21 protein-coding genes and 3 pseudogenes are annotated in these 22,686 nt (G+C 66.5%); 14 read left to right on the forward strand and 10 right to left on the reverse strand.

Features of this window, described 5'->3' with window-relative positions:
* From sucB to lipA, 5 genes and pseudogenes are all read left to right on the forward strand, one after another.
* On the forward strand, positions 1 to 779 hold a 779-nt coding region (sucB, locus tag NL1_RS15565), incomplete at its 5' end, for a 2-oxoglutarate dehydrogenase, E2 component, dihydrolipoamide succinyltransferase (RefSeq protein WP_067840033.1).
* Between the two features lie 21 nt (positions 780 to 800).
* Complete coding sequence (locus NL1_RS15570) at positions 801 to 1,709, forward strand: TIGR01777 family oxidoreductase (RefSeq protein ID WP_067840036.1); 909 nt, start codon at positions 801 to 803, stop codon at positions 1,707 to 1,709.
* 316 nt (positions 1,710 to 2,025) lie between these two features.
* Entirely contained in the window at positions 2,026 to 2,553 is a 528-nt protein-coding gene (locus NL1_RS15575; protein WP_067840154.1) for a GNAT family N-acetyltransferase, read from the forward strand.
* A gap of 112 nt (positions 2,554 to 2,665) precedes the next feature.
* A pseudogene (lipB, locus tag NL1_RS15580) lies at positions 2,666 to 3,412 on the forward strand (lipoyl(octanoyl) transferase LipB); the annotation flags it as partial.
* A gap of 149 nt (positions 3,413 to 3,561) precedes the next feature.
* Complete coding sequence (gene lipA / locus NL1_RS15585) at positions 3,562 to 4,611, forward strand: lipoyl synthase (RefSeq protein WP_067840039.1); 1,050 nt, start codon at positions 3,562 to 3,564, stop codon at positions 4,609 to 4,611.
* A 226-nt stretch (positions 4,612 to 4,837) separates the two neighbouring features.
* Here lipA and NL1_RS36560 read toward each other — a convergent pair whose 3' ends face one another.
* From NL1_RS36560 to NL1_RS15605, 4 genes are read right to left on the reverse strand one after another with little or no spacing between them, the layout of a single operon-like run.
* Positions 4,838 to 5,488 carry a pentapeptide repeat-containing protein gene (locus NL1_RS36560; protein ID WP_084510628.1) on the reverse strand — a complete coding sequence of 217 codons (651 nt, stop codon included), beginning with the start codon at positions 5,486 to 5,488 and terminating at the stop codon, positions 4,838 to 4,840.
* A gap of 19 nt (positions 5,489 to 5,507) precedes the next feature.
* Positions 5,508 to 6,998 (reverse strand): hypothetical protein, encoded by a 1,491-nt coding sequence (locus NL1_RS15595; RefSeq protein ID WP_067840045.1) that lies wholly within the window; start codon positions 6,996 to 6,998, stop codon positions 5,508 to 5,510.
* Positions 6,995 to 7,306, reverse strand: coding sequence for a WXG100 family type VII secretion target (locus tag NL1_RS15600; protein ID WP_067840047.1), 312 nt, complete (start codon positions 7,304 to 7,306; stop codon positions 6,995 to 6,997). The genes NL1_RS15595 and NL1_RS15600 overlap by 4 nt, the downstream gene beginning before the upstream one ends.
* A gap of 24 nt (positions 7,307 to 7,330) precedes the next feature.
* Positions 7,331 to 7,654: a WXG100 family type VII secretion target gene (locus NL1_RS15605; protein WP_067840156.1), complete on the reverse strand. Its 324-nt coding sequence runs from the start codon at positions 7,652 to 7,654 to the stop codon at positions 7,331 to 7,333.
* A gap of 371 nt (positions 7,655 to 8,025) precedes the next feature.
* On the opposite strand from NL1_RS15605, the pseudogene NL1_RS36565 reads away from it, so the two are divergent.
* A pseudogene (locus tag NL1_RS36565) lies at positions 8,026 to 8,352 on the forward strand (lipoyl synthase); the annotation flags it as partial.
* 292 nt (positions 8,353 to 8,644) lie between these two features.
* On the opposite strand, the gene NL1_RS15620 reads toward NL1_RS36565, so the two are convergent.
* On the reverse strand, positions 8,645 to 11,437 hold the full coding sequence (locus NL1_RS15620; protein WP_067840054.1) for an ATP-binding protein: 2,793 nt from the start codon (positions 11,435 to 11,437) through the stop codon (positions 8,645 to 8,647).
* 244 nt (positions 11,438 to 11,681) lie between these two features.
* Here NL1_RS15620 and NL1_RS15625 point away from each other — a divergent pair, with 244 nt between their 5' ends.
* The 3 genes from NL1_RS15625 (at position 11,682) to NL1_RS15635 (ending at position 13,269) form a co-directional block, all read left to right on the forward strand.
* Positions 11,682 to 12,038, forward strand: coding sequence for a VOC family protein (locus tag NL1_RS15625; RefSeq protein ID WP_067840158.1), 357 nt, complete (start codon positions 11,682 to 11,684; stop codon positions 12,036 to 12,038).
* 91 nt (positions 12,039 to 12,129) lie between these two features.
* On the forward strand, positions 12,130 to 12,735 hold the full coding sequence (locus tag NL1_RS15630; RefSeq protein ID WP_067840056.1) for a VOC family protein: 606 nt from the start codon (positions 12,130 to 12,132) through the stop codon (positions 12,733 to 12,735).
* An 84-nt stretch (positions 12,736 to 12,819) separates the two neighbouring features.
* Positions 12,820 to 13,269 (forward strand): iron chaperone, encoded by a 450-nt coding sequence (locus NL1_RS15635; protein ID WP_067840058.1) that lies wholly within the window; start codon positions 12,820 to 12,822, stop codon positions 13,267 to 13,269.
* Positions 13,270 to 13,692: 423 nt separating this feature from the next.
* Here the strand turns inward: NL1_RS15635 and NL1_RS15640 are convergent, their stop codons facing one another.
* The gene (locus NL1_RS15640; protein ID WP_067840059.1) at positions 13,693 to 14,655 is read right to left on the reverse strand and encodes a helix-turn-helix transcriptional regulator; all 963 of its coding nucleotides are present in this window, start codon (positions 14,653 to 14,655) and stop codon (positions 13,693 to 13,695) included.
* An 88-nt stretch (positions 14,656 to 14,743) separates the two neighbouring features.
* Here NL1_RS15640 and NL1_RS15645 point away from each other — a divergent pair, with 88 nt between their 5' ends.
* On the forward strand, positions 14,744 to 15,277 hold the full coding sequence (locus NL1_RS15645; RefSeq protein WP_067840061.1) for a DinB family protein: 534 nt from the start codon (positions 14,744 to 14,746) through the stop codon (positions 15,275 to 15,277).
* Between the two features lie 253 nt (positions 15,278 to 15,530).
* Here NL1_RS15645 and NL1_RS15650 read toward each other — a convergent pair whose 3' ends face one another.
* Positions 15,531 to 16,625: a hypothetical protein gene (locus NL1_RS15650; RefSeq protein ID WP_156094873.1), complete on the reverse strand. Its 1,095-nt coding sequence runs from the start codon at positions 16,623 to 16,625 to the stop codon at positions 15,531 to 15,533.
* A gap of 468 nt (positions 16,626 to 17,093) precedes the next feature.
* Positions 17,094 to 18,860: an arginine--tRNA ligase gene (gene argS, locus NL1_RS15655; protein WP_169813587.1), complete on the reverse strand. Its 1,767-nt coding sequence runs from the start codon at positions 18,858 to 18,860 to the stop codon at positions 17,094 to 17,096.
* A gap of 135 nt (positions 18,861 to 18,995) precedes the next feature.
* Here argS and NL1_RS39485 point away from each other — a divergent pair, with 135 nt between their 5' ends.
* On the forward strand, positions 18,996 to 19,202 hold the full coding sequence (locus tag NL1_RS39485) for a hypothetical protein (RefSeq protein ID WP_067840067.1): 207 nt from the start codon (positions 18,996 to 18,998) through the stop codon (positions 19,200 to 19,202).
* On the opposite strand, the pseudogene NL1_RS40205 reads toward NL1_RS39485, so the two are convergent.
* Positions 19,125 to 19,472: pseudogene (locus NL1_RS40205) on the reverse strand (N-6 DNA methylase); the annotation flags it as partial. The gene NL1_RS39485 and the pseudogene NL1_RS40205 sit on opposite strands and share 78 nt — an antisense overlap.
* Positions 19,427 to 20,074 carry a pentapeptide repeat-containing protein gene (locus NL1_RS15665; RefSeq protein ID WP_162272735.1) on the reverse strand — a complete coding sequence of 216 codons (648 nt, stop codon included), beginning with the start codon at positions 20,072 to 20,074 and terminating at the stop codon, positions 19,427 to 19,429. The pseudogene NL1_RS40205 and the gene NL1_RS15665, both read right to left, overlap by 46 nt.
* Positions 20,075 to 20,337: 263 nt before the next feature.
* Here NL1_RS15665 and NL1_RS15670 point away from each other — a divergent pair, with 263 nt between their 5' ends.
* From NL1_RS15670 to NL1_RS15680, 3 genes are all read left to right on the forward strand, one after another.
* Positions 20,338 to 20,586 carry a hypothetical protein gene (locus NL1_RS15670; RefSeq protein ID WP_067840070.1) on the forward strand — a complete coding sequence of 83 codons (249 nt, stop codon included), beginning with the start codon at positions 20,338 to 20,340 and terminating at the stop codon, positions 20,584 to 20,586.
* 193 nt (positions 20,587 to 20,779) lie between these two features.
* Positions 20,780 to 21,580 carry a hypothetical protein gene (locus NL1_RS15675; RefSeq protein WP_067840161.1) on the forward strand — a complete coding sequence of 267 codons (801 nt, stop codon included), beginning with the start codon at positions 20,780 to 20,782 and terminating at the stop codon, positions 21,578 to 21,580.
* A complete protein-coding gene (locus NL1_RS15680) occupies positions 21,577 to 22,662 on the forward strand; it encodes a hypothetical protein (protein ID WP_067840072.1) in 1,086 nt (361 codons plus the stop codon). Before NL1_RS15675 ends, NL1_RS15680 begins: the two co-directional genes overlap by 4 nt.
* Positions 22,663 to 22,686 lie beyond the last annotated feature (24 nt).

Genomic DNA, 22,686 nt, shown 5'->3' on the forward strand with positions numbered 1-22,686 from the left:
CCGCCGCGCCCGCCAAGGCTCCGGCGGCTCCGGCCGCCGCGTCGCAGCTGGCGCACCTGCGCGGAACAGTCCAGAAGGCCAGCCGGATCCGGCAGATCACCGCCACCAAGACCCGCGAATCGCTGCAGACCACCGCGCAGCTGACCCAGGTCCACGAGGCCGACGTCACCAAGATCGCGGCGCTGCGTGCGCAGGCCAAGCGCGCGTTCAAGGACCGCGAGGGCGTCAACCTGACGTTCCTGCCGTTCTTCGCCAAGGCGGTCGTCGAGGCGCTCGGCGTGCACCCGAACGTCAACGCCTCCTACGACGAGGGCACCAAGGAGATCACCTACCACGCCTCGGTGCACCTCGGCATCGCCGTCGACACCGAGCAGGGCCTGCTCTCCCCGGTCATCCACAACGCCAGCGACCTGTCGCTGGCCGGTCTGGCCCGCGCCATCGCCGACATCGCCGATCGGGCCCGCAACGGCGGCCTGAAGCCGGACGAGCTGGCGGGCGGCACCTTCACCATCACCAACATCGGCAGCCAGGGTGCGCTGTTCGACACCCCGATCCTGGTTCCGCCGCAGGCGGGCATGCTCGGCACCGGCGCGATCGTCAAGCGCCCGGTGGTGGTGACCGACGAGACCGGCAACGAGTCGATCGGCGTGCGCTCCATGTGCTACCTGCCGCTCACCTACGATCACCGGCTCATCGACGGCGCGGACGCCGGTCGCTTCCTGACCACGATCCGCCACCGCCTCGAAGAGGCCGCGTTCGAGGCCGATCTGGGTCTGTAACCCGGGGAAGGTTCGTCCCGCATGAAGGTCGTGATCGCCGGTTCGTCCGGGCTGATCGGGACGGCGCTCGTCGCGGCATTGCGCCGCGACGGGCACGAGGTGGCCCGTCTGGTGCGCCGTCCCGCCGCCGCCCGCGACGAATTCGTCTGGAATCCCGCCCGCGCCGAGCTCGACGAGCGGGCGCTGCGCGGGGCCGACGCGGTGGTCAACCTGTGCGGGGCGAGCCTCGGCAGGCGCCGCTGGAACGGCAGCTTCAAGCAGGAGCTGCGCGACAGCCGCATCACCCCGACCGACGTCCTCGCCAACAGGGTGGCCGCCGCGGGCGTGCCGGTGCTGGTCAACGCCAGCGGCGTGCACTACTACGGCGGCGCCACCGGCGACCGCGTTGTCGACGAATCCTCCCCCGCCGGTTCGGGTTTCCTGGCCACGCTGTGCCGTGACTGGGAAGCCGCGACCGGCCCCGCCAGCGCCGCGGGCGTGCGCACGGTGCTGGTACGCAGCGCCGTCGTGCTGTCCCAGCACGGCGGGATGCTCGGCATGCTGCACCCGCTGTACTCGCTGGGACTCGGCGGGCGGCTGGGCACCGGCCGCCAGTACACGCCGTGGATCTCGATGGACGACGAGATCGGCGCGATCGTCTTCGCGCTCACCAACGACAGCGTGTCCGGTCCGATCAACGCGGTCGGCCCGGCCCCGGTCACCAACGCCGAGTTCAACCGCGCCCTCGGCCGCGCGCTGCACCGCCCCACCCCGCTGGTGCTGCCCGCGTTCGCCCTGCGCGCGCTCGTCGGAGAATTCGCCGACGAAGCCATCCTGCGCGGGCCGAGGGCCATCCCCACGGCCCTCGAAGACGCTGGCTACCCCTTCCGCCACCCCACGATCGGCTCCGCCTTGGCCGCGACAATCGGCCGCGATTCCGACGACAGGTGAGCCATTCCGCACCGCCACGTGACGTTCGCGGGGCCGTGAGCAAAGCCCATTCGTTGACGCCAACTATGGGCAGCTCACGAACCACAGCCATTCGCTGACCGGCCCGGACAGGCGGCGCTGCGAGGTCGCTCAACCGCCGCGGCCCCCGATGCCCAGCACACAGGTGACCGATCCCGCATTGCCGCGTCTCCCACGACGCGCAATGATCGAATGTCGAACACCGACCGAAGGCCGCGTCGGCAAACACCGCGCACAACGCACAGCGCGGGCGATGCCGACCTCCTTCGCAGAACCACGGAGAACCTCGTTGACCGCCATGGACACCCGCCACGCCACCGTCATCCGCGACGCGCGCGAAGGTGACCTGCCCGCGATCCTCGACATCCACAACGCCAACATCGCCACCTCCACCGCCATCTGGGACATCGACGAAGTCGGCATCGACGAGCGCCAGACCTGGTTCCGCACCCGCACCGCCGCGGGTATGCCGATCCTCGTCGCCGAGATCGAGGGAGAGGTCGCCGGATACGCCAGCTACGGCCAGTGGCGGCCGAAGGTGGGATACCGCTACTCCGTGGAGAACTCCGTCTACATCGCCGACCGCTTCCAGCGCCGCGGCCTGGCCAGCGCCCTGCTCACCGAATTGATCGACCGCGCCGCGACATCCGGCCGCGTGCACGCCATGATCGCCGCCATCGAATCCGGCAACACCGGTTCGATCGTGCTGCACGAACGGTTCGGATTCATGGTGGTCGGCCAACTGCCCGAAGTAGGCCACAAATTCGGCCGATGGATGGACCTGACATTGATGCAGTTGACGCTGCCGGTCGACGCGCGGGACTGACCCGGTTCGACATTTCCAGCCCCCATCGCCACAACGACATGCCGCAACCATGTGGCATCCACCACACCAACCCGCTGTCGGCGACGCTCCCCCTGGGCGTACCGTCAGGGGCGTGAACGACACGCGCACCACCTGGTCCGCCCGCTTCGATCGCACCCCGATCGTCGTCGAGGATCTCGGTCTCATCGACTACCACGCCGCCTGGGACCTGCAGCGAACCATCGCCGCCGACCGCGCCGAAGGCACCGGCTCCGATCACCTGCTGATGCTCGAACACCCCTCCGTGTTCACGGCGGGCCGCCGCACCGAAGACGAGGACCTGCCCATCGACGGCAGCCCCGTGGTCCAGGTCGATCGCGGCGGGAAAATCACCTGGCACGGCCCCGGTCAACTCGTCGGCTACCCGATCATCCGGCTGGCCGAGCCCGTCGACGTCGTTCACTACGTCCGCCGCCTTGAGGAAGCGCTGATCTCCGTCTGCCTCGGCCTCGGCGTGAACTGTGGCCGCATCGAGGGCCGCTCGGGCGTCTGGCTGCCCGCCAACGACCTCTACCCCGAACGCAAGATTGCCGCCATCGGCGTGCGCGTGCAGCGTGGCGTTGCCCTGCACGGCATCTCGTTGAATTGCAATTCCGCCATGGACGGCTTCCAAGCCATCATCCCGTGCGGCATCCGCGACGCGGGCGTCACCACCCTCACTGGCGAACTCGGCCGCGAAGTGACGGTCGCCGAGGTCAAGCCGCTGGTCGCCGACGCGATCGTGCGCGCACTCGACGGCGAGCTTCCCGTCAGCGACCACGACCTCCCCCGGACCGCCTACAGCCCGATCACCGGCGCCGAGGGCTCGGCGAATTCGGCCAAGGCCACCGACGGCACACCCGGTACGACCGAGGCAGCCGCAGCGAAGGCCGTGGACAGCACGGGAACCAGCAGCGCCTCCGCACCTACCGACATCGCGGTCCCGAGCACCCCGGCAGCGGCCGACACCCAAGGCGTAAGGTCGATCAAGTGACCTCAGTCGACACCCCGACACCGCACAGCGCGTCCGCACCCAACGGCCGCAAACTCCTACGCATCGAAGCCCGCAACGCGGAAACCCCCATCGAGCGCAAACCCAAGTGGATCCGCACCCGCGCCACCATGGGCCCCGAGTACACCGAACTCAAGGGCCTGGTGAAGCGCGAGGGTCTGCACACCGTGTGCGAAGAAGCGGGCTGCCCCAACATCTTCGAATGCTGGGAAGACCGCGAGGCCACCTTCCTCATCGGCGGCGAACAATGCACCCGCCGCTGCGACTTCTGCCAGATCGACACCGGCAAACCCGCCGCCCTCGACCGCGACGAACCCCGCCGCGTCGCCGAAAGCGTCCAGGCCATGGGCCTGCGCTACTCCACCATCACCGGCGTCGCCCGCGACGACCTGGAAGACGGCGGCGCCTGGCTCTACGCCGAAACCGTCCGCGCCATCAAGGCTTTGAACCCCAACACCGGCGTCGAACTCCTCATCCCCGACTTCAACGCCGACCCCGACCAGCTCGCGGAGGTCTTCTCCTCGCGCCCGGAGGTCCTGGCGCACAACCTCGAAACGGTCCCGCGCATCTTCAAGCGCATCCGCCCGGCCTTCCGCTACGAGCGCTCCCTCGCGGTCCTCACCGCAGCCCGCGAAGCCGGTCTGGTCACCAAGTCCAACCTCATCCTCGGCATGGGTGAAACGCCGGAGGAGGTCACCCAAGCCATGCGCGACCTCCACGAGGCGGGCTGCGACATCCTCACCATCACCCAATACCTCCGCCCCTCCCCGAGGCACCACCCCGTCGACCGCTGGGTCAAGCCGGAAGAGTTCGTGGAGCACTCGAAGATGGCCGAGGAAATCGGCTTCGCCGGAATCATGGCAGGCCCCCTGGTCCGCTCCTCCTACCGAGCAGGCCGCCTCTACGCCCAAGCCATGAGCCACCATGGCCGCGAAATCCCTTCGGCCATGGCCCATCTCACCGAGGAAGGCACGGCCTCCCAGGAAGCCTCCTCCGTCCTCGCCCGCTTCGGAAGCGAAGGTACTTAGACCTTCCCCTGTCCGCGGGGTGAAGCTCAGCCGTGGCTAGCGAAGTAGTGGACAGGCCCTGTGGTCGGCACACGTCGGTCGACATAGCAGGTACCGCAGCCTTGAGCCACGCAAGACAGGTACACAAACCGGTGACGTGCAACCGATCCAGCGCGTCCGGTGGCGCGGGTGAACAGCTCACCGACGCCGCGTGTCCTTGATACGCCGAATCCGTGTCAGCGCGCGGCTATTGCACGCGTACTTCTGGTGCACCGTTGGCCGTAAACCACTCCTCCAGTTGCTGGCCCGCGAGAAGTCGATCATGCTCCACCAGTACCGGTCCCCACACGACCCCCTCGGCGCCCGCGACCTTTGCACCCGACAGTCGTGCTTCGGTCAAGCGGGTCGGAGAAGGGCCGAAGTGACATCCGCGGAGGTCTGCACCGCTGAGATCGCACTCTCGCAGGTTGGCGGAGCTCAGTTCGCACTCCTGCAGATCGGCCCGACGCAGATCGGATTTCACCAAGCTTGCCCGAAACAGGTTCGCGCCAGTCAGTTTGAGACCTTCTCCTTCGCAACCGTCGGCTTCAGCCTTGTGCAGATTTGCCCCAGCGAGGTTCGCGTTTCGCAGGTTGGCACCGAGTAACGTAGCCCGGTCGAGGTCGGCGCCCGCAAAATTCACACCTTCTAGGTCGGCAACCGCGAGGTAAGCGTCCGAGAGATCGAGGTCGGTCAGATCTGCACCTCGAAAGTCCAACCCCGCACCGCCGAGCGCGCCGCGGGCGCCATCTTCGGCCGAGACGCGAATCCGAAGGTACTCGGCCAAAGCGGCGCATGCGTCCCCATCGACCGGCCATGCTCGAACTTCATAGGAACGCTGCCTGAATTGCTCCACCACGGCTCCACCTTACACGCGATCAGTTTCCATGGATCACCACTTTGCCAGCCCATTCGGGGTGTCTGGCAACAACTTGTTCAACACTCTGCAATCCGGCTGTCGACAAGTTCTGCGGATCGATCATTACCGATTCGCCAGTGGCCAATTCATCCGCGACCATTTTCTCGAAGTCGGCCTCATTATAAGCTCCCCGCATCGTTGGAGGCATCGGTTGGCCAGCTTTTGGTCCAGCCGATGCCGGGAACGTATCGGTCGGTTGCTTCATATCCCAATGCTTTCCGTCACCGTCAACGAAATCGCCGGTATCCTTGCCGTTCACCATCGGCGCTCGTGTCACGGGAGGCGTCAACTGGCCATTTCGCTCCATAGCGAGCGCAACCTCCGCTTCGCGCCTGGACTTGTCCGAGATATTGCCGCCATGTGCTGGATCCTTCGCCATCTCTTCCAAGCGCGCCTTGTACTCCGGCGTTCCCGGTGTATTACTGGCATTCGCTCTGGTGTTCTTGTCTTTGCTCCTGAATCGTTCGAGCAGTTTGGCTTTGAGGTCCTTGATGCGTTGAATAGAGCTTTTGGATCGAGGAGTGGCACGGGTGACGGTTACGGAACTCCTGAGTTTTTTGGTTCTGAGGAGTGTGCGAATGAGGTCGACGAATCTATCGAGAGATTTGGCGGTTTTAGCGACTACGACGGCAGCGCCGAGGCCCAGGGTGACACTGGACGCGACGATGCCGATAATGGCGTTTTCGACCACTTCCCGCGCCATCGACTTGACCATGTCTTCGAGGAGTTTCACCAAATCGGCGCGCAGGTCGTCGAGAGCTAGCTTCTGGTCCTCGCAGGCTTTGGCGAGTTCGCCGTAGACGCCGATGAGGTCTTCGGCGGCGGCTTTCAACTCGCGCAGGTCTTCGTCGAAGAAGTTCACTTCAGGAGAAGTGACTTGCTCGAACATCGCGGCGGCGCGTTCGAGTTGGCCTGGGATGGCGGTGACAGTCGCATTGGTGGCCAACCCGTTCCACACGTTCTGGGATTTGACGAGCTTTTCGGTGTTGCCGTCGGGGACGGGTATACCGACCTTTGCCGCCAGCTCGAGCCCATCGTCGATCAGCCCCCGGCCTTCGCCACCCGCTGACGGTGGAACAAGCAGGCTAGTGAGTTCTTGCGGGGTGAGAGTGAACGACGGGTTGAGGTTCGGTTGGGTGGGTTCGGGTTGCCCGCTTTTGGGATCGTGATCGGCGAAGGCGTAGTTGTAGCCCGCGGCTTTGAGGACCTGGGCGTAACCGTCAATGGCGGTCACCAGGTCGATGGACATGGCGTAGGCGTCTTTAGCTTGCTGGTCGTAGGATTCGCCCCATTGCTTGCCTTCGCCGACGCTGCCGGACATCAGGGCGGTGTCCCCGAACGACCGCATTGCGGTTTTGAACGCGTTGAACAAGTCGGAGGCGGCTTTGGCGCAGAGGTCGGCGGCGTCGTAATAGGTTTGGGTAGGGACGTTGAGAACGGTCCCGGTCACGGCTGCCCGCCGGTTCCTCGGCCCAGCATTTCGAGGTTTGTAGTGACAGCCGCGTTGTAGCGGTCGCGGGCGGCGATCGCGGCAGCGCGCATCGCTTCGATACCTTCGGCGACATCCCGAGCTCCGGTCAACCATTGCGTGAACGCGTCGTTGGCGGCGGTCGCTGACGGACCGGTCCAGCTCGATTGCAGCGCCGACGTGCGTTGCTGGATGCCGGTGAGGCTCTCGGTGAGGAACCCGACAAAACCTGCCAGGCGGGCGGTGATGTCGTCCAGTTCGTTCAGATCGACCCGAAATGATTCACTCATGCGATGTTTCCCTCCCCATGAATCTCACGGCAGATCAAGTGAGTTGGTGTTCGCCGCGCGCGAGGCGTCGAGCTCGGTGTGGGCGTTGGCGACCACACCGAGGAGCTCGGCCAGCGCGGTCAATGAGTCCAGAACGGTTTCGGCGCCTTGACGTGTTTCCTCCCAGCCCGCACCGAACGCAGTCGCAGAGGAGCCGGTCCAGTTCTCCAGCAACGTAGTGATTTCCGTGTCGAGGGCACGAACCCCAGCGACCAACTCCTGGGCAGTCAACTGCACATACCGGCCAGCATCTGTCACCTCGGCCGGAACGACGTCGAACGACCCATCCCACGCATTCGGCTCAGCCACGACCACCCCCTGTACAGACAAGATCTTGTCGAAGCTACACCATCTTCGCAGGTCACTGCTATCCAGTTGACACCCAAAGCGATCGCTTAGTACTCCAGCCAGACTTCGTGGCCTGTGGTGACGGTGCCGGCGGTCGTTGGGGCTGCTGGTAGTGGGGCGGCCACCGCGTGATCAGGTTGTGTTTGTGTGGGACACAACTGGATTGGCGGTGGCCGCGGCTGACGTCTTAGACCCTGATCGGTGGCGGGCCGAGTTCGAGGACCTGGCTGTGCGGGTCGGGAGACGGTTCGCTACCGTCATCGCTAACGATCAACGCACCGACGAACCGGCACCAGAAGGACTGATCGCCCTCAGCCGCAACGAGATTCGGCATCACCCAAGCCATTCGCGACCTGCATGAGGCGGGCTGCGACATCCTCACCATCACGCAGTACCTCCGCCCGTCCCCGAGGCATCATCCGGTCGACCGCTGGGTCAAGCCGGAAGAGTTCGTGGAGCACTCGAAGATGGCCGAGGAAATCGGCTTCGCCGGAATCATGGCAGGCCCCCTGGTCCGCTCCTCCTACCGAGCAGGCCGCCTCTACGCCCAAGCCATGAGCCACCACGGCCGCGAAATCCCCTCGGCCATGGCCCATCTCGCCGAGGAAGGCACCGCCTCCCAGGAAGCGTCCTCCGTGCTCGCTCGCTTCGGGAGTTGATTCCCGACCGTCACGTTGACGCATAGCCCGGTTCGCTGATCAACGATTCAGCGGCTGGACCGCAACTCTGTCCGACGGCGTCTGCCGCCAACTGCTGCGGCGCACGGTCGCCGGGGTACCGTCCCTGCGCTGTCCACGCAACGGACATCGAACGGAGTGGTCGTCTGCCGGAGGGAGCACCATCCCGACATTCATCGGGATTCGTTCAGCTCACACATGGCGGTCCGAGCCCGAGCGTCCGGGACCAGCCCAACTATTCGCTCGACCGTGAAAAGAACCGGGCGACAAGGGCCTACCACGCGAACGGCGCCATCGGGGCGAGGCCCAGATCGGCGAGCGCGGCCGCGCCGGAGGCGGCATGGTCACCGCCGGCGAGCAAGCGGGTCCGCGCCGACTGGTAGCGGCAACCGGCGGCGTCGAACGCATCCGCTGTCGCGAGGAGTCGCTGCCGGTCGCGAGCGAGTAGCGCGTCGGCTCGGTCCACGATGGCGACGGCGACGGGGTTCCCGGCCACGATGGTCCTGGCCTCGATCACGCGGTCGCCTGCGTCAGGACTCCCAGCGAGTACGGCGGCTTCGGCCCGAAGTGCCACATACCAGTGAAGCCAGATCCACGTGACCCATCTCCACACCTCCCCTGGCTCCGGCGACATCCGGTGCAGCGCCTCCTCCGCCTGCCCGCGATGGAGCATGGCCAGCGTGTCGAAGACCGCGCCGTAGCCATGGGTGCGCCACGGTGAGGCGCCGATTCGGCGCAGGACCGCTTCCCATTCGTTGCGGGTGTCGTGGTCGTCGCGCAGGTCGTGGATCATCGCCACACCGGCCACCGCCGGACCGAGAATCTCCCTGGCGGGGCTGCCCGCGCGCTCCCACGCTTCGAGGAACCGGACACTGTGGGTGAGTATCTCGCCGACGTTGCCCACCAACGCCTCGACCACCAGCAGCCAGCTGGTGGCACGATGGCCGACCTCGGCCAGCAACGGGTGCTCCGCAAGTTGCCGCGCCCACCGGCGGGCGCCCGGCAGGTCGCCCGCACCGAGGCCGGCCTCGGCGGCTTCGCCGAGCGCTTCGATCAGCTCGTGGGTGGCGGCCGGAGTGGGCGATGCGGACTCCAGCAGCGTGATTCGCTGCCGCGCCGTGGCCGCGGCAGCGAACGTATCACCGGCCCAGCTCTGGGCGCCGGCGAGCGTGTCGAGTGCGGCGGATTCGGCGAGTGGGTCGCCGGTGCGGCGCGCCAGCTCGACCGCGCGTTCGGCGCACGCGATCGCCGGTACGGCATCGGCGGCGGGAAGCTGGGCGGTGAGAGCCTCGGTAAGCACCCGCCCCGCCTCGGCCAGCGCCACCGCCGCCAGCGCGGCGGGGTCGTCGCCCGCCAGCTGCCTCGCCTCCGTGATGAGTGCGCTCGCCTCCTCCGGTGGCAGGGTGCGAACGAACTTGCTGGAGAAGCGGTATGCGTTGGCGGCGGCGGTCGCCAGGTCGCGGGCGGCCCCGGCGGTGTCGCCTGACCGGTGGGCGGCGTCGGCGGCCGCACGGTTCAGGCGATACATATCGTCGCCGCGCATCTGGCATCCGGCCGCGGCGGCGGCGTGACGCAGCATCGAGGCGGCGGCCATGTCGTCCGCGAGCACGGCCGCCTGCTCGTAGCGCATCTGGGATTCGCCGATCAGGTTACGGCTGAAAAGCAGATCTGCCAGGTGCCGGGCGAGCCGGTGCGCGTCCGTGCGCTGCTCCGGCCGCTCGGCCGCCCAGCTCATCGCGGCGCGGAAGTCGTCGGCCACCGCGTCGAACCGTGCGCGCCTTCCCTCTCCCACCTCCGCCAGGTTCGCGGCCTCGACCAGGCACCAGCGCACGTGCCGAGACCGGGTGTCGACCAGCTCACCGGCCTCGGCGAGTTGCTCCATCCCGTACTGCCGGATGGTTTCCAGCGCCCGGTATTCGGTCCCGCTCGCCGAGGCCGTCACCACCAGCAGGCTCTGCTCGGCGAGCCGAGCCAATCCGTCTGCCACCACGCCTTTCTCGGACTCGACCACCTGCGCCGCCGCCCCGATGCCGAACGACTTCATGAACACCGACACTCGGCGCAGCAGCATTCGATCGTCCGGCTCCAGCAAAGCATGACTCCAGTCCAGCGCCGCCCGCACCGAGCGGTGCCGGTCTTCGGCGCGGGAGCCGCCCGCGAGCATCCGCAGTTGGTCGGACAGCCCGGCTTCGAGGCCGTCCAGCCCCAGTGTGGTCCAGCGGGCGGCGGCCAGCTCGATCGCCAGCGCCACCCCATCCAGCCGCTCGCAGAACACGGCGACCTGGTCGCGCAGTGCGTGATTCGGCGGCCAGCCGCTCGCCGCAGCACGGTCCATGAACAACGCGACCGCATCCGAATCGCCCGCGCCCGCCAGCGACATCGGCGCGACCGGGTACACCCGCTCGAACGGCACCATCAGCCGGGCCCGGCTGGTCGCCAGCACCGTCACCCCGGGACAGGTCGCGAGCAGCCGTTCGACAAACAGCGCGACCCCATCGCGCACATGCTCGCAGTTGTCCAGCACCAGCAAGGCGCGCCGGTCGGCCAGCGCCGCAAGCACCGACTCGTCCATGCCACGACCCGGCTGCTCCCCGAGGCCGAGCGCGAGCGCGACCGTACCGGCGACCACGCGCATGTCCTGGTTCGTCACCGGTACCAGATCGACGAACCACACCCCATCGGGATACGCACCGGCCGCGTCCGCGACGACCGCCAACGCGAGCCGGGTCTTGCCCACTCCGCCTGGGCCGACCGCGGTCACCTGGCGATGCTGCTCGAGCATCGCCAGCAACTCGGCGCGCTCGCGCGTCCGTCCGATGAACGACGTCAGCGGCGTCGGCAGCACCGGAGCCGTCCACGACCGACCGGCACCGGCCGACTTCGAGGCGTACTGGGCGAGCGCCCGCCGATCCGGAACCTCCAGCTTGCGCAACAGCGAGGACACGTGGCTCTCCACGGTGCGCACCGAGATGAACAGCCGAGCACCGATCTCGGCGTTGCTCAGATGCTCCCCCACCAGCGCCAGCACCTCGGCTTCCCGCGTCGAGATCTCCACCGTTGCCGTCATGACCCTCAATCTTCCATCGCTGTGTCGTGATCCTAGGCCCTGCCTAGAAGTTCGGCCGGATGCATCCGTGGCTGAGGCGCCGGATGGGACTTCGAGACAGGGCCTGGTCCGCGGTCGGTCCGTGGTGGCTGTCCGTGATCCGTGGACGGTTCCGTGGTCGCCACGGATGTGGTTAGGGGCCGCCGGAAGAGAAGCTGTGAATACGTCCGGTTCACCAATCGGCACAACGCATTCAGGAGTGATCATGACCAGCTCTTCCACCCAGGGAATCAAGACCGTGCTGCATCCGGTGTCCGACCTGGCGGCCGCAAAGACGGTGTACACCGCACTGCTCGGCGTCGCGCCGCACACCGACTCGCCCTACTACGTCGGCTTCGAGGCCGAGGGCCAGCACATCGGACTGGTCCCGGACGGCGGACCACAGAGCATGACCACCCCGGTGGCCTACTGGCACGTACCGGACATCGACGCCAAGCTGGCCGACCTGACCGCCGCGGGCGCCACCGTGAAAGAGGCCCCGCGCGAGGTCGGCGGTGGCCGCCGGGTCGCCACCGTCACCGACAACGACGGCAACGTCCTCGGCCTCATTCAGGACCGCTGAGTACGGACCACCGAACCACCATCAGCCACACCCCACCGCCCTGCGCATCCAGGGCACCCACCACAGACACCTACAAACCGAAGGAACTGCCATGACCTCCATCGACTACATCACCCTCGAAACCCCTGAGCCCGGCGCCGCGGAGATCTACGACGCCGCCTTCGGTTTGGGCGACATGGTGCGAGTCCGCACCGCGGCGGCGCCGACGACCGGCTTCCGTGGATTCATCATGTCGCTGGTGGTGTCCCAGCCCAGCACCGTCGACAGCCTCGTCGGCACCGCGCTCGACGCCGGCTTCACGACGCTGAAGCCGGCGAAGAAGAGCTTCTGGGGATACGGCGGCGTCCTCCAGGCCCCCGACGGGGCGATCTGGAAGATCGCCACCTCGCAGAAGAAGAACACCCTCCCCGCCACCCGCGCGGTCGACGACGTCGTGCTGCTGCTGGGCGTCGACGACGTCAAGGCCAGCAAGCAGTTCTACATCGACCACGGCCTGACCGTCGGGAAGAGCTTCGGCAGCAAGTACGTCGAGTTCACCGCCCCGGACTCGCCGGTCAAGCTGGCGCTCTACGGCCGCCGCGCCGCCGCCAAGGACGCGGGTGTCTCGCCGGACGGCACCGGATCCCACCGGATCGTCATCGGCACCAAGGCCGGGATGTTCACCGACCCCGACGGGTTCGCCTGGGAGACCGTCTGACGTCCCGGGTCGACGGCCCCGACTACACCGGTCCCCCCATCGAGACCATCGCTATCAACCACTGACACAGAAGGATTCCGGCTGATGACCACCACGAAGACCAAGTCCGCGGTCGCGTTCACCGACGAAGAACGCACCGCGATGAAAGAGCACGCCCAAGAGCTGAAGACAGCCGCCCGCCGCGGTTCCCGCGCCACCAAGGCCGACGGCGAGCAGGACGTGCTCGCGAAGATCGCCGAAATGACCGAATCCGATCGCGTCCTCGCCGAACGAATCCACGCCGTCATCACCGCGAGCGCACCGGACCTGACGCCGAAACTCTGGTACGGCATGCCCTCCTACGCCAAGAACGGCAAGGTCGTCTGCTTCTTCCGCAGCGCGGAAAAATTCAAGTCGCGCTACGCCACACTCGGTTTCGAAGACAAGGCGAACCTCGACGACGGCACCATGTGGGCGACATCGTTCGCGCTGACGGCGTTGACCGCCGACGACGAAGCGATGATCGGCGAGCTGGTGAGGAAAGCGGCCCGCTGAGCGCCATCGGCCTGCCACCGTCTCCGGTGGCAGGCCGGCCCGCGCTTCCACCAACGGCCCAGCCGTTTCGGGCAACGATCGAGCTTCTGCTTCCTCACCCAGGACACCAACCTGAAGACCGGCAAACGCCCACCTGCCGGCTACCTCCCGGAGGTCGAGAAAAAGCACCCCGGAGCCCTTGCGTCGCAATGGATCCCGATGGAGCCGAACCTCTGGCAGGTGGACCGGTATCGCGACTTCCTGGAAGCTCGCCGCCAATTGCTGGCCGGCTCGGCACAGCGGTTCCTCGAGCAGCTGCGCACCGGGACAGCGTCCGGCGAGACACTCCGCCAGCCCGTCCACGTCGAGCCCGAAACGACGGATGACCCCCGGGTCGTTCGAATGACGACGCCGTGCTCCGCGATTACCGTATTGCGGTCCGGCTCAGCGATGCTCGGCCGCGCGGGTGAATCGCGCGCCCCATTCCTGCACGCGGTCCACGAGCACCGCTGGGCTCAGCACGCGGAACTCGGCGCCCACGGCTCCCAAGGCCAGTAGCGGCCAATGCAGTTCGTCGGCGGTGAGGTCGATGCGGGTGCGGTTGTCCGGGAGAGCGGTGACGGTGCACCACCGGCCGATGCGGGAGCGGACGAGGTCAGCGGGCGCTTCGATTTCGGCGGAGACCTCGTAGGACGGTCGGAGGGAGCCGATTCCGTTGCGGACGAAGGTGGCGGCGTCGGGGGCGGGGAGATCACGGGGGCGGAAGCGGGCGCCGGTGGGGAGGGAGCCGGTGATGCGATCGACGCGGAAGCTGCGCCAACCGTGGCGGGTGAGGTCGTAGGCGACCAGATACCAGCGGCGACCGAGGGAGACCAGGCGGTGGGGTTCGACCTCGCGGTCAGTGGCGGCGTTGCCGGCGGCGGTGTAGGTGAAGCGCAGGCGTTCCTCCGCGCGGCAGGCCATCGCGAGGTCGGTGAGGACGGCCGGGTCGACGTCGGCGAGCGGGACGGTCCAGCCGGTGGAGACGGTCATGGCGCGCAGGGCGTCGACGCGGCGGCGCAGGCGGGTCGGCAGGACAGTGACCACCTTGGCCAGGGCGCGGATCGACGGTTCGGCCAGACCGTCGACGGCACCCTGGGAACCAGCCTGAAGACAGACGGTCAACGCGACGGCTTCATCGTCGTCGACGACGAGCGGGGGCAGCGCGGCGCCCGCGGCGAGCTGGTAACCCCCGTCGACGCCGGGGCGGGCATCGACGGGGTAGCCGAGGTCGCGCAGGCGGTCGATATCGCGGCGCAGGGTGCGGGCGGAGACGTCCAGGCGCTCAGCCAGTTCCGTACCCGGCCAGTAGCGATGGGTCTGCAGCAGCGACAGCAGTCGCAACGTGCGCGCACTCGTATCAGCCATGTTCTCAGTATCGCGGACATTGCGGACGGAAACTGGCCGCAATTGCTTCTACCTTGGTATTCACACCGACCAGGAGAGGAACCCGCTCATGACCACCGCCACGCTCCCCCAGCTCGACTCCGAACGCGCCGACATCCTCGAAACCCTCACCAAGGCACGGCACTTCCTGCGTTTCACCGCCAGCGGTCTGACCGACGAGCAGGCCGGCCTGCGCACCACCGCCAGCGAACTGTGCGTAGGCGGGCTCATCAAGCACGTGACGCTGGTCGAGCGGGAATGGGCGCAGTTCATCGTGGAGGGGCCCACGGCGCAGCCGGACTTCGAATCGATGACCGAGGCGGATATCGCCGAGTGGAGCAGCCAGTTCACGATGCTGCCGGATGAGACCTTGGCCGACGTTCTCGCCGAGTACGAGAAGGTCGCGGCCGAAACCGACCAGCTGCTGCGCGAACTGCCCGACCTCAACGTTTCGCATCCGCTGCCGAAAGCGCCGTGGTTCGAGCCGGGTGCGCGGTGGAGCGCGCGACGGACGCTGCTGCACATCGCCACCGAAACCGCCCAGCACGCAGGGCATGCCGATATCATCCGCGAATCGCTCGATGGTGCGAAGTCGATGGGCTGAGCGGAAACCGATTGTGTCGAGAGGGGTTTGGGCACTTCGGGCAATCGTGACGAGTTCTTATCCGTTCTCGCGCGTTTGCCGCATGATTGTCACAGCATTCCCGAGGGCCGCGGCAATGCCGTCCTTGGCCGCCAAGACCTGGGGCCGCATCTCTTCGGGGCTGATCTCGAGATGCACGCAGCATTCCAGCTCTTTCGAAGAACGCCCACCGGGCCGACGACTCTGGGCTCAATCCGACTGTTCCCGCGCTGCCCTACCGGCCCCGAAAGACGGCGACCGCAGCTTGGGTCACGGCGATGATTTTGTCGCAGCTGTCGCCGATGACTTCCACCGCATTCATGTCATACACAATGCTGGAGTCCACCGGAGGTAGTGGGCGAAGTAGGCCCACGAAAACCTTTATCCGACAGTAGCCTCCGCTGGTGCTCTCCACCGCGGGGATACCGTCGACCAAGACCCGCCGCTTCCCGTCCGAGACAGGGTACGACGCACTTGTCGCTTGGGCCCGGGTCGTGTTGGAGTGCAGGATTCGGATCTTTTCGGTGTATCGATCCGGGCGGTCGAGGATGAAAGCGCATTCGTACTGCGAGGTTCCATCGACCACGTACGGCGTTTGGTTCGGTACGAACGCCGCCAAAGCCGCGCACGGGTCCGCGGTCGCCGCCAGGCTGCGAACCGCCGCCGCCGGAGCCGGTTTGGCATCGATAAGCCGAGCCGACGCTCCGACGATCTGCTCGAGTACCGAGCAGTCCCCCTGCCCACCGGGACCCAACCCCTGTGTGTACACGATCGCGGCCGTAGAACCGTCGGTGAGTTGGCCGATCGGAAACGAGAATTGGCACAGGCCGACAGTCAGCGCGCTCGCGTTCCGCCCGGCGATCTCGATCGGCCGTTGATCCGACGAGCGCGTGCGTACAGGCGACACGAGTTCGATCTCGATGGTCACATCGTTGGCCCGTTTGTCCTCGGTCGGCCAGTCGAACATCACGACACATCGTTCGAGAGGTTCGGCCGGAACGATCCTGGCAGGCCCAATAGCAGAGATCGACGCCTCGTCGATCAGGCCACACGGGTCGATGGTGCGCATCTCGTCGAATACGACGAGATCCGCTAGAGCTGTTGTCGGCTGGACATGGTCGCGGTATCCGGTAGCAACGGAAAAGAGTGGTCCACCGAGGCCGATCTCCGGCGCCGCCGCGAAATGCGGCGCAAGGGACACGGCGATCGCAGGACCAGTTGCCGAATTTTGGAGCTTCCCGTCCCCGGATTCGCGCGTCGTACATGCGCTGAGCAGCGCAATCGCACCAACCATCGCGAGCACACGAAGGATTGACTTGCCAGACAACATCCCGCCCCTTTGAGTTCCGATCGACAGAACATGGATCGGGTGAGCATAGTTCGCGGGGAGATAAGGCGAACGATCCACCGAGACACCCAACGATCACAGCAGAACTACATCGCATGCCCTGGGCGGCGTCCAGCCACCTCCGCCGCCCCGTACACCACGGGGTAGGGCAAGGGTATCGGCACCCTCTTGAAGCCGGTACCTCGCGACGCTCAATACGGTTCGCGCAAAGCGGCTTCCACCATGTCCCCGCTGACCGGCTCGTGAAGGATGTCGATTTCGGGGAATGGGTTCCCATCGTTTCACGCGATCGCGTCCGGATCCGATGTGGAGTCCGGCAGCAGCGCGGGAACCGGGGAACTCGATGTCATGACCGGCTGGACTGCCTCCCGATGTCGAAATCCTTGTCGGCGAGTGTCCGGATCCGCCGACCGGACGCAACACCGAAGCGGTGAGCGTCCGGCCAACAGGTCACATCCGTTGCGGTGCGGCGATTCCCAACTGCCCCAACCCGAGTTCGAGAGTGCGAGCGGTCAACTGGCACAGTGCGATTCGGTTCGAACGGATCGGCTCGCCTGCCGCAATGACTGGGCACGAGTCGTAGAAGCTGGTATAGGCGCGAGCAAGATCGTAGAGATAGCCGGCCAGCCGGTGCGGCTCCAGCGCTTCGGCGACCTCGCCGAGGACGGTTCCGTAGCCGTCGAGGGCCAACGCAAGCTCCCGCTCCGCCGGTTCGAGTGGACCGAGAGTGTCGACCGCAGCTCGGGTCGTGGCGCCGGCCTTGCGCAGGATCGAACACACCCGAGCATGGGCATACTGCAAATAGACGCCGGTGTTGCCGTTGAGCGAGGTCATCCGGCCCGGGTCGAAGCTGTAGTCCTTGACCCTGGAGGTCGACAGATCCGCGTACTTGACCGCACCGATACCCGCTTGCTCAGCGATGGTGTCGAGTTCGGCCGAAGTCAGGTCGGGGTTCTTCTCGGCGACAACCGCACGGACACGCGCGACGGCTTCGTCGAGCAGGTCCATCAACCGAACCGTTCCTCCAGCACGGGTTTTGAACGGTTTGCCGTCCAGCCCCAGGATGGTTCCGTAGGCGACGTGGTCGACACCGATCGCGTCGGTGAGCCAGCCCACTCGCCGTGCCGCTTCGAAGACCAGCTGAAAGTGCAGTGCCTGACGTGAGTCGGTGACATACAGCAGCCGGTCGGCGTGCAGGGAGGCGATGCGGTACCGGATGGTGGCCAGGTCAGTGCTGTCGTAGCCGTAGCCGCCGTCGCGTTTGCGGGCCATCAGCACGGCAGGCTGGTCGTCGGGGCCTTTGACCTGTTCGGACAGCACAACGATCGCGCCGTCGCTGTCGACCGCCACGCCCTTGTCGACGAGTTCGGTGACCGTGTCGGCCAACTGGTCGTTGTAGAACGACTCGCCGATGTAGTCACCGGGTGTCAGCAGGACACCGAGCCGGTCATAGATCGCACCGAACGCTTTCTCGGACTCGACAACGATCTCCCGCCATCGTGCGACAGTTTCGGGGTCACCGGCTTGCAGGGCAACCACGCGGTTCCGCGCCCGGTCGGCGAAGGAAGGATCGGAGTCGAACTGCGCGCGGGCAGCCTTGTACAGGCTGTCCAGCGCCGATACCGAGCTGATGTTGGTGTCGAGTTCCTCTGTGTGCCAGGGTGATTCGGGATGTTCGTCGATGTATTGGATGAGCATGCCGAACTGGGTGCCCCAGTCGCCCAGGTGGTTCGCGCGGACGACATCAGCGCCGAGGAAGCCGAGCACCCGGGCCAGGCTGTCACCGATGATGGTGGTTCGCAGGTGGCCGACATGCATCTCTTTCGCCACGTTCGGGGCCGAGTAGTCGATGACCACCCGACGCCCGTCCTCCGTGGTCGGGACGCCGAGCCGAAAATCGGCCAGTCGCGCGGCGACTGTCTCCCACACTGCCGAGTCTGTCAGGGTGATGTTCAAGAACCCTGGGCCAGACACCTGCACATCAGCGATCACCCCATCGGTGACATCCACGTGGGTGGCGAGCTCGCCGCCGAGTTGAGTCGGCGGCATACCGACCCGCTTCGCCAACGGCAACGCGGCATTGGACTGGAAGTCGGCATGATCGGATCGTCGCACTACCGGGTCCGCATCCGCCGTTTCCGGACGGACTCGGGCGATCGCCTCCGACACAGCGGCAGCAACACGTCCGAGCAGCGGCACAACACCGGCAGAGTTCACCTCGGATTCCTTTCGATGGGGATGGTGAACCGATTGTCGCAGGTGCGTTATGCGGCATGGCCAGGGCCGACCTGTTCGCCGCGGGCATTGCACCGGCGGAACCGCGCGCCGTCGACGACCTCGACCATATTCCGCGTGACCAGCGACGCCAGCCCCGACTGCAGCCCGCCCGGCGAGGCCGCCGATGCGCCAGCTGCCAGAAGCAACGGCAGATGGCAGCAGAACAACAGCGGTCCCGCCGACGCGCAGGTGCGCGAGGATGTGCTGCGCCCAGGCGAGTTCGGATTCGCCGCGCGGCGGCACCGAATACTCCCAGCGGAGATCGAGCGCAAGCCGGTCTGAGCCCCAATCACGTTGCGCATAGGGCGGGTTGGCGAGCACGGCATCGAACTCCTCACCCGGGGGAACGTCGGCTGAGAGGCTGTCGCCGGTGCGGATGTCGACCGTAGCTGCGGGGACCTGCGCGAGCAGTAGAGCGGCGGTCCGGACTGCTTCGACAGGAGGGTGCCGATGGCACAGACAGGATCGACCAGGCTCTCTGACCAGGTGCGCGTTCAGACGAAGTGTCACTCCACCACACACAATTCGCGGGCGCCCATGGCGGCAAACCATTCCTTCAATTGCTGACCCGCGAGGAATTGACCGTCGACCAGCACCGGGCCGCGCACCTCACCGCGGGCATCAGCGACCTTGGCACCCGACAGTTGCGCTTCACTCAGGCGGGTAGGCGTTGGGCCGAAGTGGCATCCCCGGAGATCCGCGCCACGAAGGTCTGCGTGCCGGAGGTTGGTTGAGCTCAGTTCACAACCACGCAGATTCGCCTGGCGCAGATCGGATTTCACGAAGCTGGCCCGGAGGAGATTCGCGCCGGACAGGTTGACGCACGCTCCTTCACACCCGTCCGCCTCGGCCTTATGGAGGTATGCACCGGATAGGTCGGCGTTTCGCAGTTTTGCACCGAGCAGCGTGGCCCGGTCGAGGTCGGCTCCCGCGAGGTTTACGCCGTCGAGATCGGCCACGGCGAGATGGGCATCGGAGAGATCGAGATCGCGGAGATCTGCGCCGTGGAAGTTCAAACCAGCACCGCCGAGTGCACCACGAGGCCTATCACCTGGAGCGGTACGGATCCGAATGTACTCCTGCAACGCGGTACACGCGGCTCGGTCGACCGGCCATGCGCGCACCTCGTATGAACGTTCCCTGAATTCGTCCACTACTGCTCCACGGTACCCATTCAACTGGCTATACCGACGGGCCCCATCGCCCCACCTTCCGACCCATTGCGGTTGCTTAAATAACCACACGCCATAGACAACTTTCGGCCAACCCATACACGTCCGCACCTGACGAGCCCTCGATACGAAAGCAAGCACATTGATTCCCTCGACATCCCGGAGCGAATTATCGTCTAGTACTGCATGATTCGTGGTCAGAACCGTGGCAAACCGTCGGCCGCAACACAACTGACTGGAGCACAATGAAGTACATCGTCACACTGGCTTCCGCCGCGATCGCGGCATTTAGCTTCGCACTCGCAACCCCACAAGCGGCCGCCGCCGAACCGTCCAACTGCCACGCCTCCTACATCCCCTGCCTGCCCAACGTCAGCGACGTGGACTGCGAGGGCGGTAGCGGCAACGGCCCCGTCTACACCGGCCGCGTCCAGGTCATCGGACCCGACGAGTACGGACTCGACCGCGACGGCAACGGCATCGGCTGCGAGTGAACGAAAGAGGTGCCCGCCCCGGCGCGGGCACCTCACACAACCGCGACAGCGATCTCCGCGCACACCGGAGAAATCAAGTTGTCGGCCCCAGTGGATACGGTGCGGGCAGCACTATCGTCGACACCGCCCGACACCTGCGGGCAAATACTGGAACATGCTGGACTTCACTGGAATATATGGATACGCTCGCGCCGTGACCGACCCCGCGGAGCAACTCGAAGCGCGCATCGCCGAGCTGCGCGCCGCGGTGCGGCGTGCGGTGACCGCCGGGGATCGCGTGAGCGCCCGGCAACTTCGGGCCGAGTTGCGGCGCACCGAGGACGCCTGGGATTCGGCCGTACTCGGGGGCGAGGCACCGCAGGCAGAGTCGCCCGCGGAGCGAACGGAAGCGGACGCGATGCCGATCCGCGAGCACGTCCATCGCGCACTCACACTGATCGGTGCGCCCGCGTCCCCGAAACTGGTTCTGGCGGTCCATGAATCGTTCTTTTCCGGCGCGATCGCTCCCGCTCGGCTGACCAGCCTGCGTCGCGACGAGGAGCGGTCGTTCCGCGCTTCACCGTTCACGCGCCCGTACTACCTCTGCGCGGCTCTCACCGCCGATCACCTCTCCCCAGCACGCGGGCTGATGGCGGTGAGCACTTGGCCGTTGGCGCAGCGGATGATCGGGCCTCTCAGTCCGCGCGTGGATCTGCTCACGGCGACTATCCGGCTCGCGGAGAACATCACCGCTCAGCCCGACTGCGGACCTGGTGCGCGGCGGGTGTTGTGGAAGCTCTCGGTTTCTGTTCCCGGCGTGCAGGGTTCGCCGGACGCGATCGACGCTCTCGCGGTGATCGGCGCCGCCACAAGGGAGCTCGCGGTACACCGCGAGGATGACGCCCGCCGCCGCGCCGAGGCCGCGCGGCGCGCGGATCAGCAGCTCGACGAGGCCTCCCGACTATTCGGTGTCCGGCTCGGTGTGGCCGGAAGACGACGAAACGAGGTGGGATGAACACACTTACGGCACGGCTGGATGAGCTGCGTGGTGCAGCGCCGGCGTGCCGCCACAATGCCCGCACCATCGCGGCGTTGACGGCGAACCCCGGCTGCGCGCGGCGCGCACTGCTGGACGCGGCGGCGGCCGACAAGGCCGCCATCGCCAGGGAGCTGGGTTTTCCACCCCGATTCGGTCAGTCGCAGTTCGCGATCACGCGCGGTAATGCGTTCGAAGCGATGGTGAAGGAGAACGGCTGCGCCGAGCTGCTCGCGTTGTTGCGCGACAAGCTTGACCTCTCCCTTCCCGAGGCCGGCTATCACGACCTGAATTCGGTCGGTGACAACGCGGGTAATGCCTTGCGCTACAAGCGGACCCGTCAGCTGCTCGCGCACGCGATCAGCTCCGGCGAGGGCACGCTGTTCGACCATCCGATGCTGCGGCTCGATATCGCGGGCGCCACCGCCTATCTGGAGCCGGACGTGGTCGCGTTGCAGATAGGCGGTCGCTTCCACGTGGTGGAGATCAAGTCGTTCCCCGTGATCGACGGGCAGGCGGATCCGGAGCAGGTCGCCGCCGCGGCGCGGCAGTCCGCTGTCTACGTCATCGCGCTGCGCGAACTCATTGCCGAGATCGGCGAATCACCGGACCTGGTGTCGCACAATGTGATCCTGGTTTGCACCCGGGATTTCACCAACCGGCCCACCGCCGAGCTGGTCGACCTGCGTAAGCAGATCGCGGTCGTGTCGCGTCAGTTGTCGCGGCTGACGGCCATCAGCGAGCTGATCGAAACCCTACCGGAGGGTGTGTCGTTCGCGCCCGGCGAGCACTTGGCGAAGACGATCGCCGATATTCCCGCCCGCTACGCCCCCGAATGCATGTCGTCGTGCGAGCTGGCTTTCGCCTGCCGCGACGCCGCGCGGACGAACGGCTCGGTGGACGCGCTCGGCCGCGGTGTCTGCGACGACCTCGGCGGCCTCGACGACATCGACACCGTGCTCGCCGTCGCCGACGGTTCGCGCGACCTCGGGCCCGAGTTCGCCGACATCACCCGGATGTTGCGGGAAGCCGACCGGCTTTGGCTGGAGATCGCGGGATGAGCGAACGGAGTGAGCGAATCGTGT

Source organism: Nocardia lijiangensis NBRC 108240 (genome assembly GCF_001613045.1).
Taxonomy (GTDB): Bacteria; Actinomycetota; Actinomycetes; order Mycobacteriales; family Mycobacteriaceae; genus Nocardia; species Nocardia lijiangensis.

What these genes read in the sequence shown, in the direction of transcription:
- NL1_RS15570 (WP_067840036.1), top strand. Translation starts at nt 801, where the DNA reads ATGAAGGTCGTGATCGCCGGTTCGTCCGGGCTGATCGGGACGGCGCTC.
- NL1_RS15575 (WP_067840154.1), top strand. Translation starts at nt 2,026, where the DNA reads ATGGACACCCGCCACGCCACCGTCATCCGCGACGCGCGCGAAGGTGAC.
- NL1_RS15600 (WP_067840047.1), bottom strand. Translation starts at nt 7,306, where the DNA reads ATGAGTGAATCATTTCGGGTCGATCTGAACGAACTGGACGACATCACC.
- NL1_RS15620 (WP_067840054.1), bottom strand. Translation starts at nt 11,437, where the DNA reads ATGACGGCAACGGTGGAGATCTCGACGCGGGAAGCCGAGGTGCTGGCG.
- NL1_RS15625 (WP_067840158.1), top strand. Translation starts at nt 11,682, where the DNA reads ATGACCAGCTCTTCCACCCAGGGAATCAAGACCGTGCTGCATCCGGTG.
- NL1_RS15630 (WP_067840056.1), top strand. Translation starts at nt 12,130, where the DNA reads ATGACCTCCATCGACTACATCACCCTCGAAACCCCTGAGCCCGGCGCC.
- NL1_RS15635 (WP_067840058.1), top strand. Translation starts at nt 12,820, where the DNA reads ATGACCACCACGAAGACCAAGTCCGCGGTCGCGTTCACCGACGAAGAA.
- NL1_RS15640 (WP_067840059.1), bottom strand. Translation starts at nt 14,655, where the DNA reads ATGGCTGATACGAGTGCGCGCACGTTGCGACTGCTGTCGCTGCTGCAG.
- NL1_RS15645 (WP_067840061.1), top strand. Translation starts at nt 14,744, where the DNA reads ATGACCACCGCCACGCTCCCCCAGCTCGACTCCGAACGCGCCGACATC.
- NL1_RS15650 (WP_156094873.1), bottom strand. Translation starts at nt 16,625, where the DNA reads ATGTTGTCTGGCAAGTCAATCCTTCGTGTGCTCGCGATGGTTGGTGCG.
- NL1_RS15670 (WP_067840070.1), top strand. Translation starts at nt 20,338, where the DNA reads ATGAAGTACATCGTCACACTGGCTTCCGCCGCGATCGCGGCATTTAGC.
- NL1_RS15680 (WP_067840072.1), top strand. Translation starts at nt 21,577, where the DNA reads ATGAACACACTTACGGCACGGCTGGATGAGCTGCGTGGTGCAGCGCCG.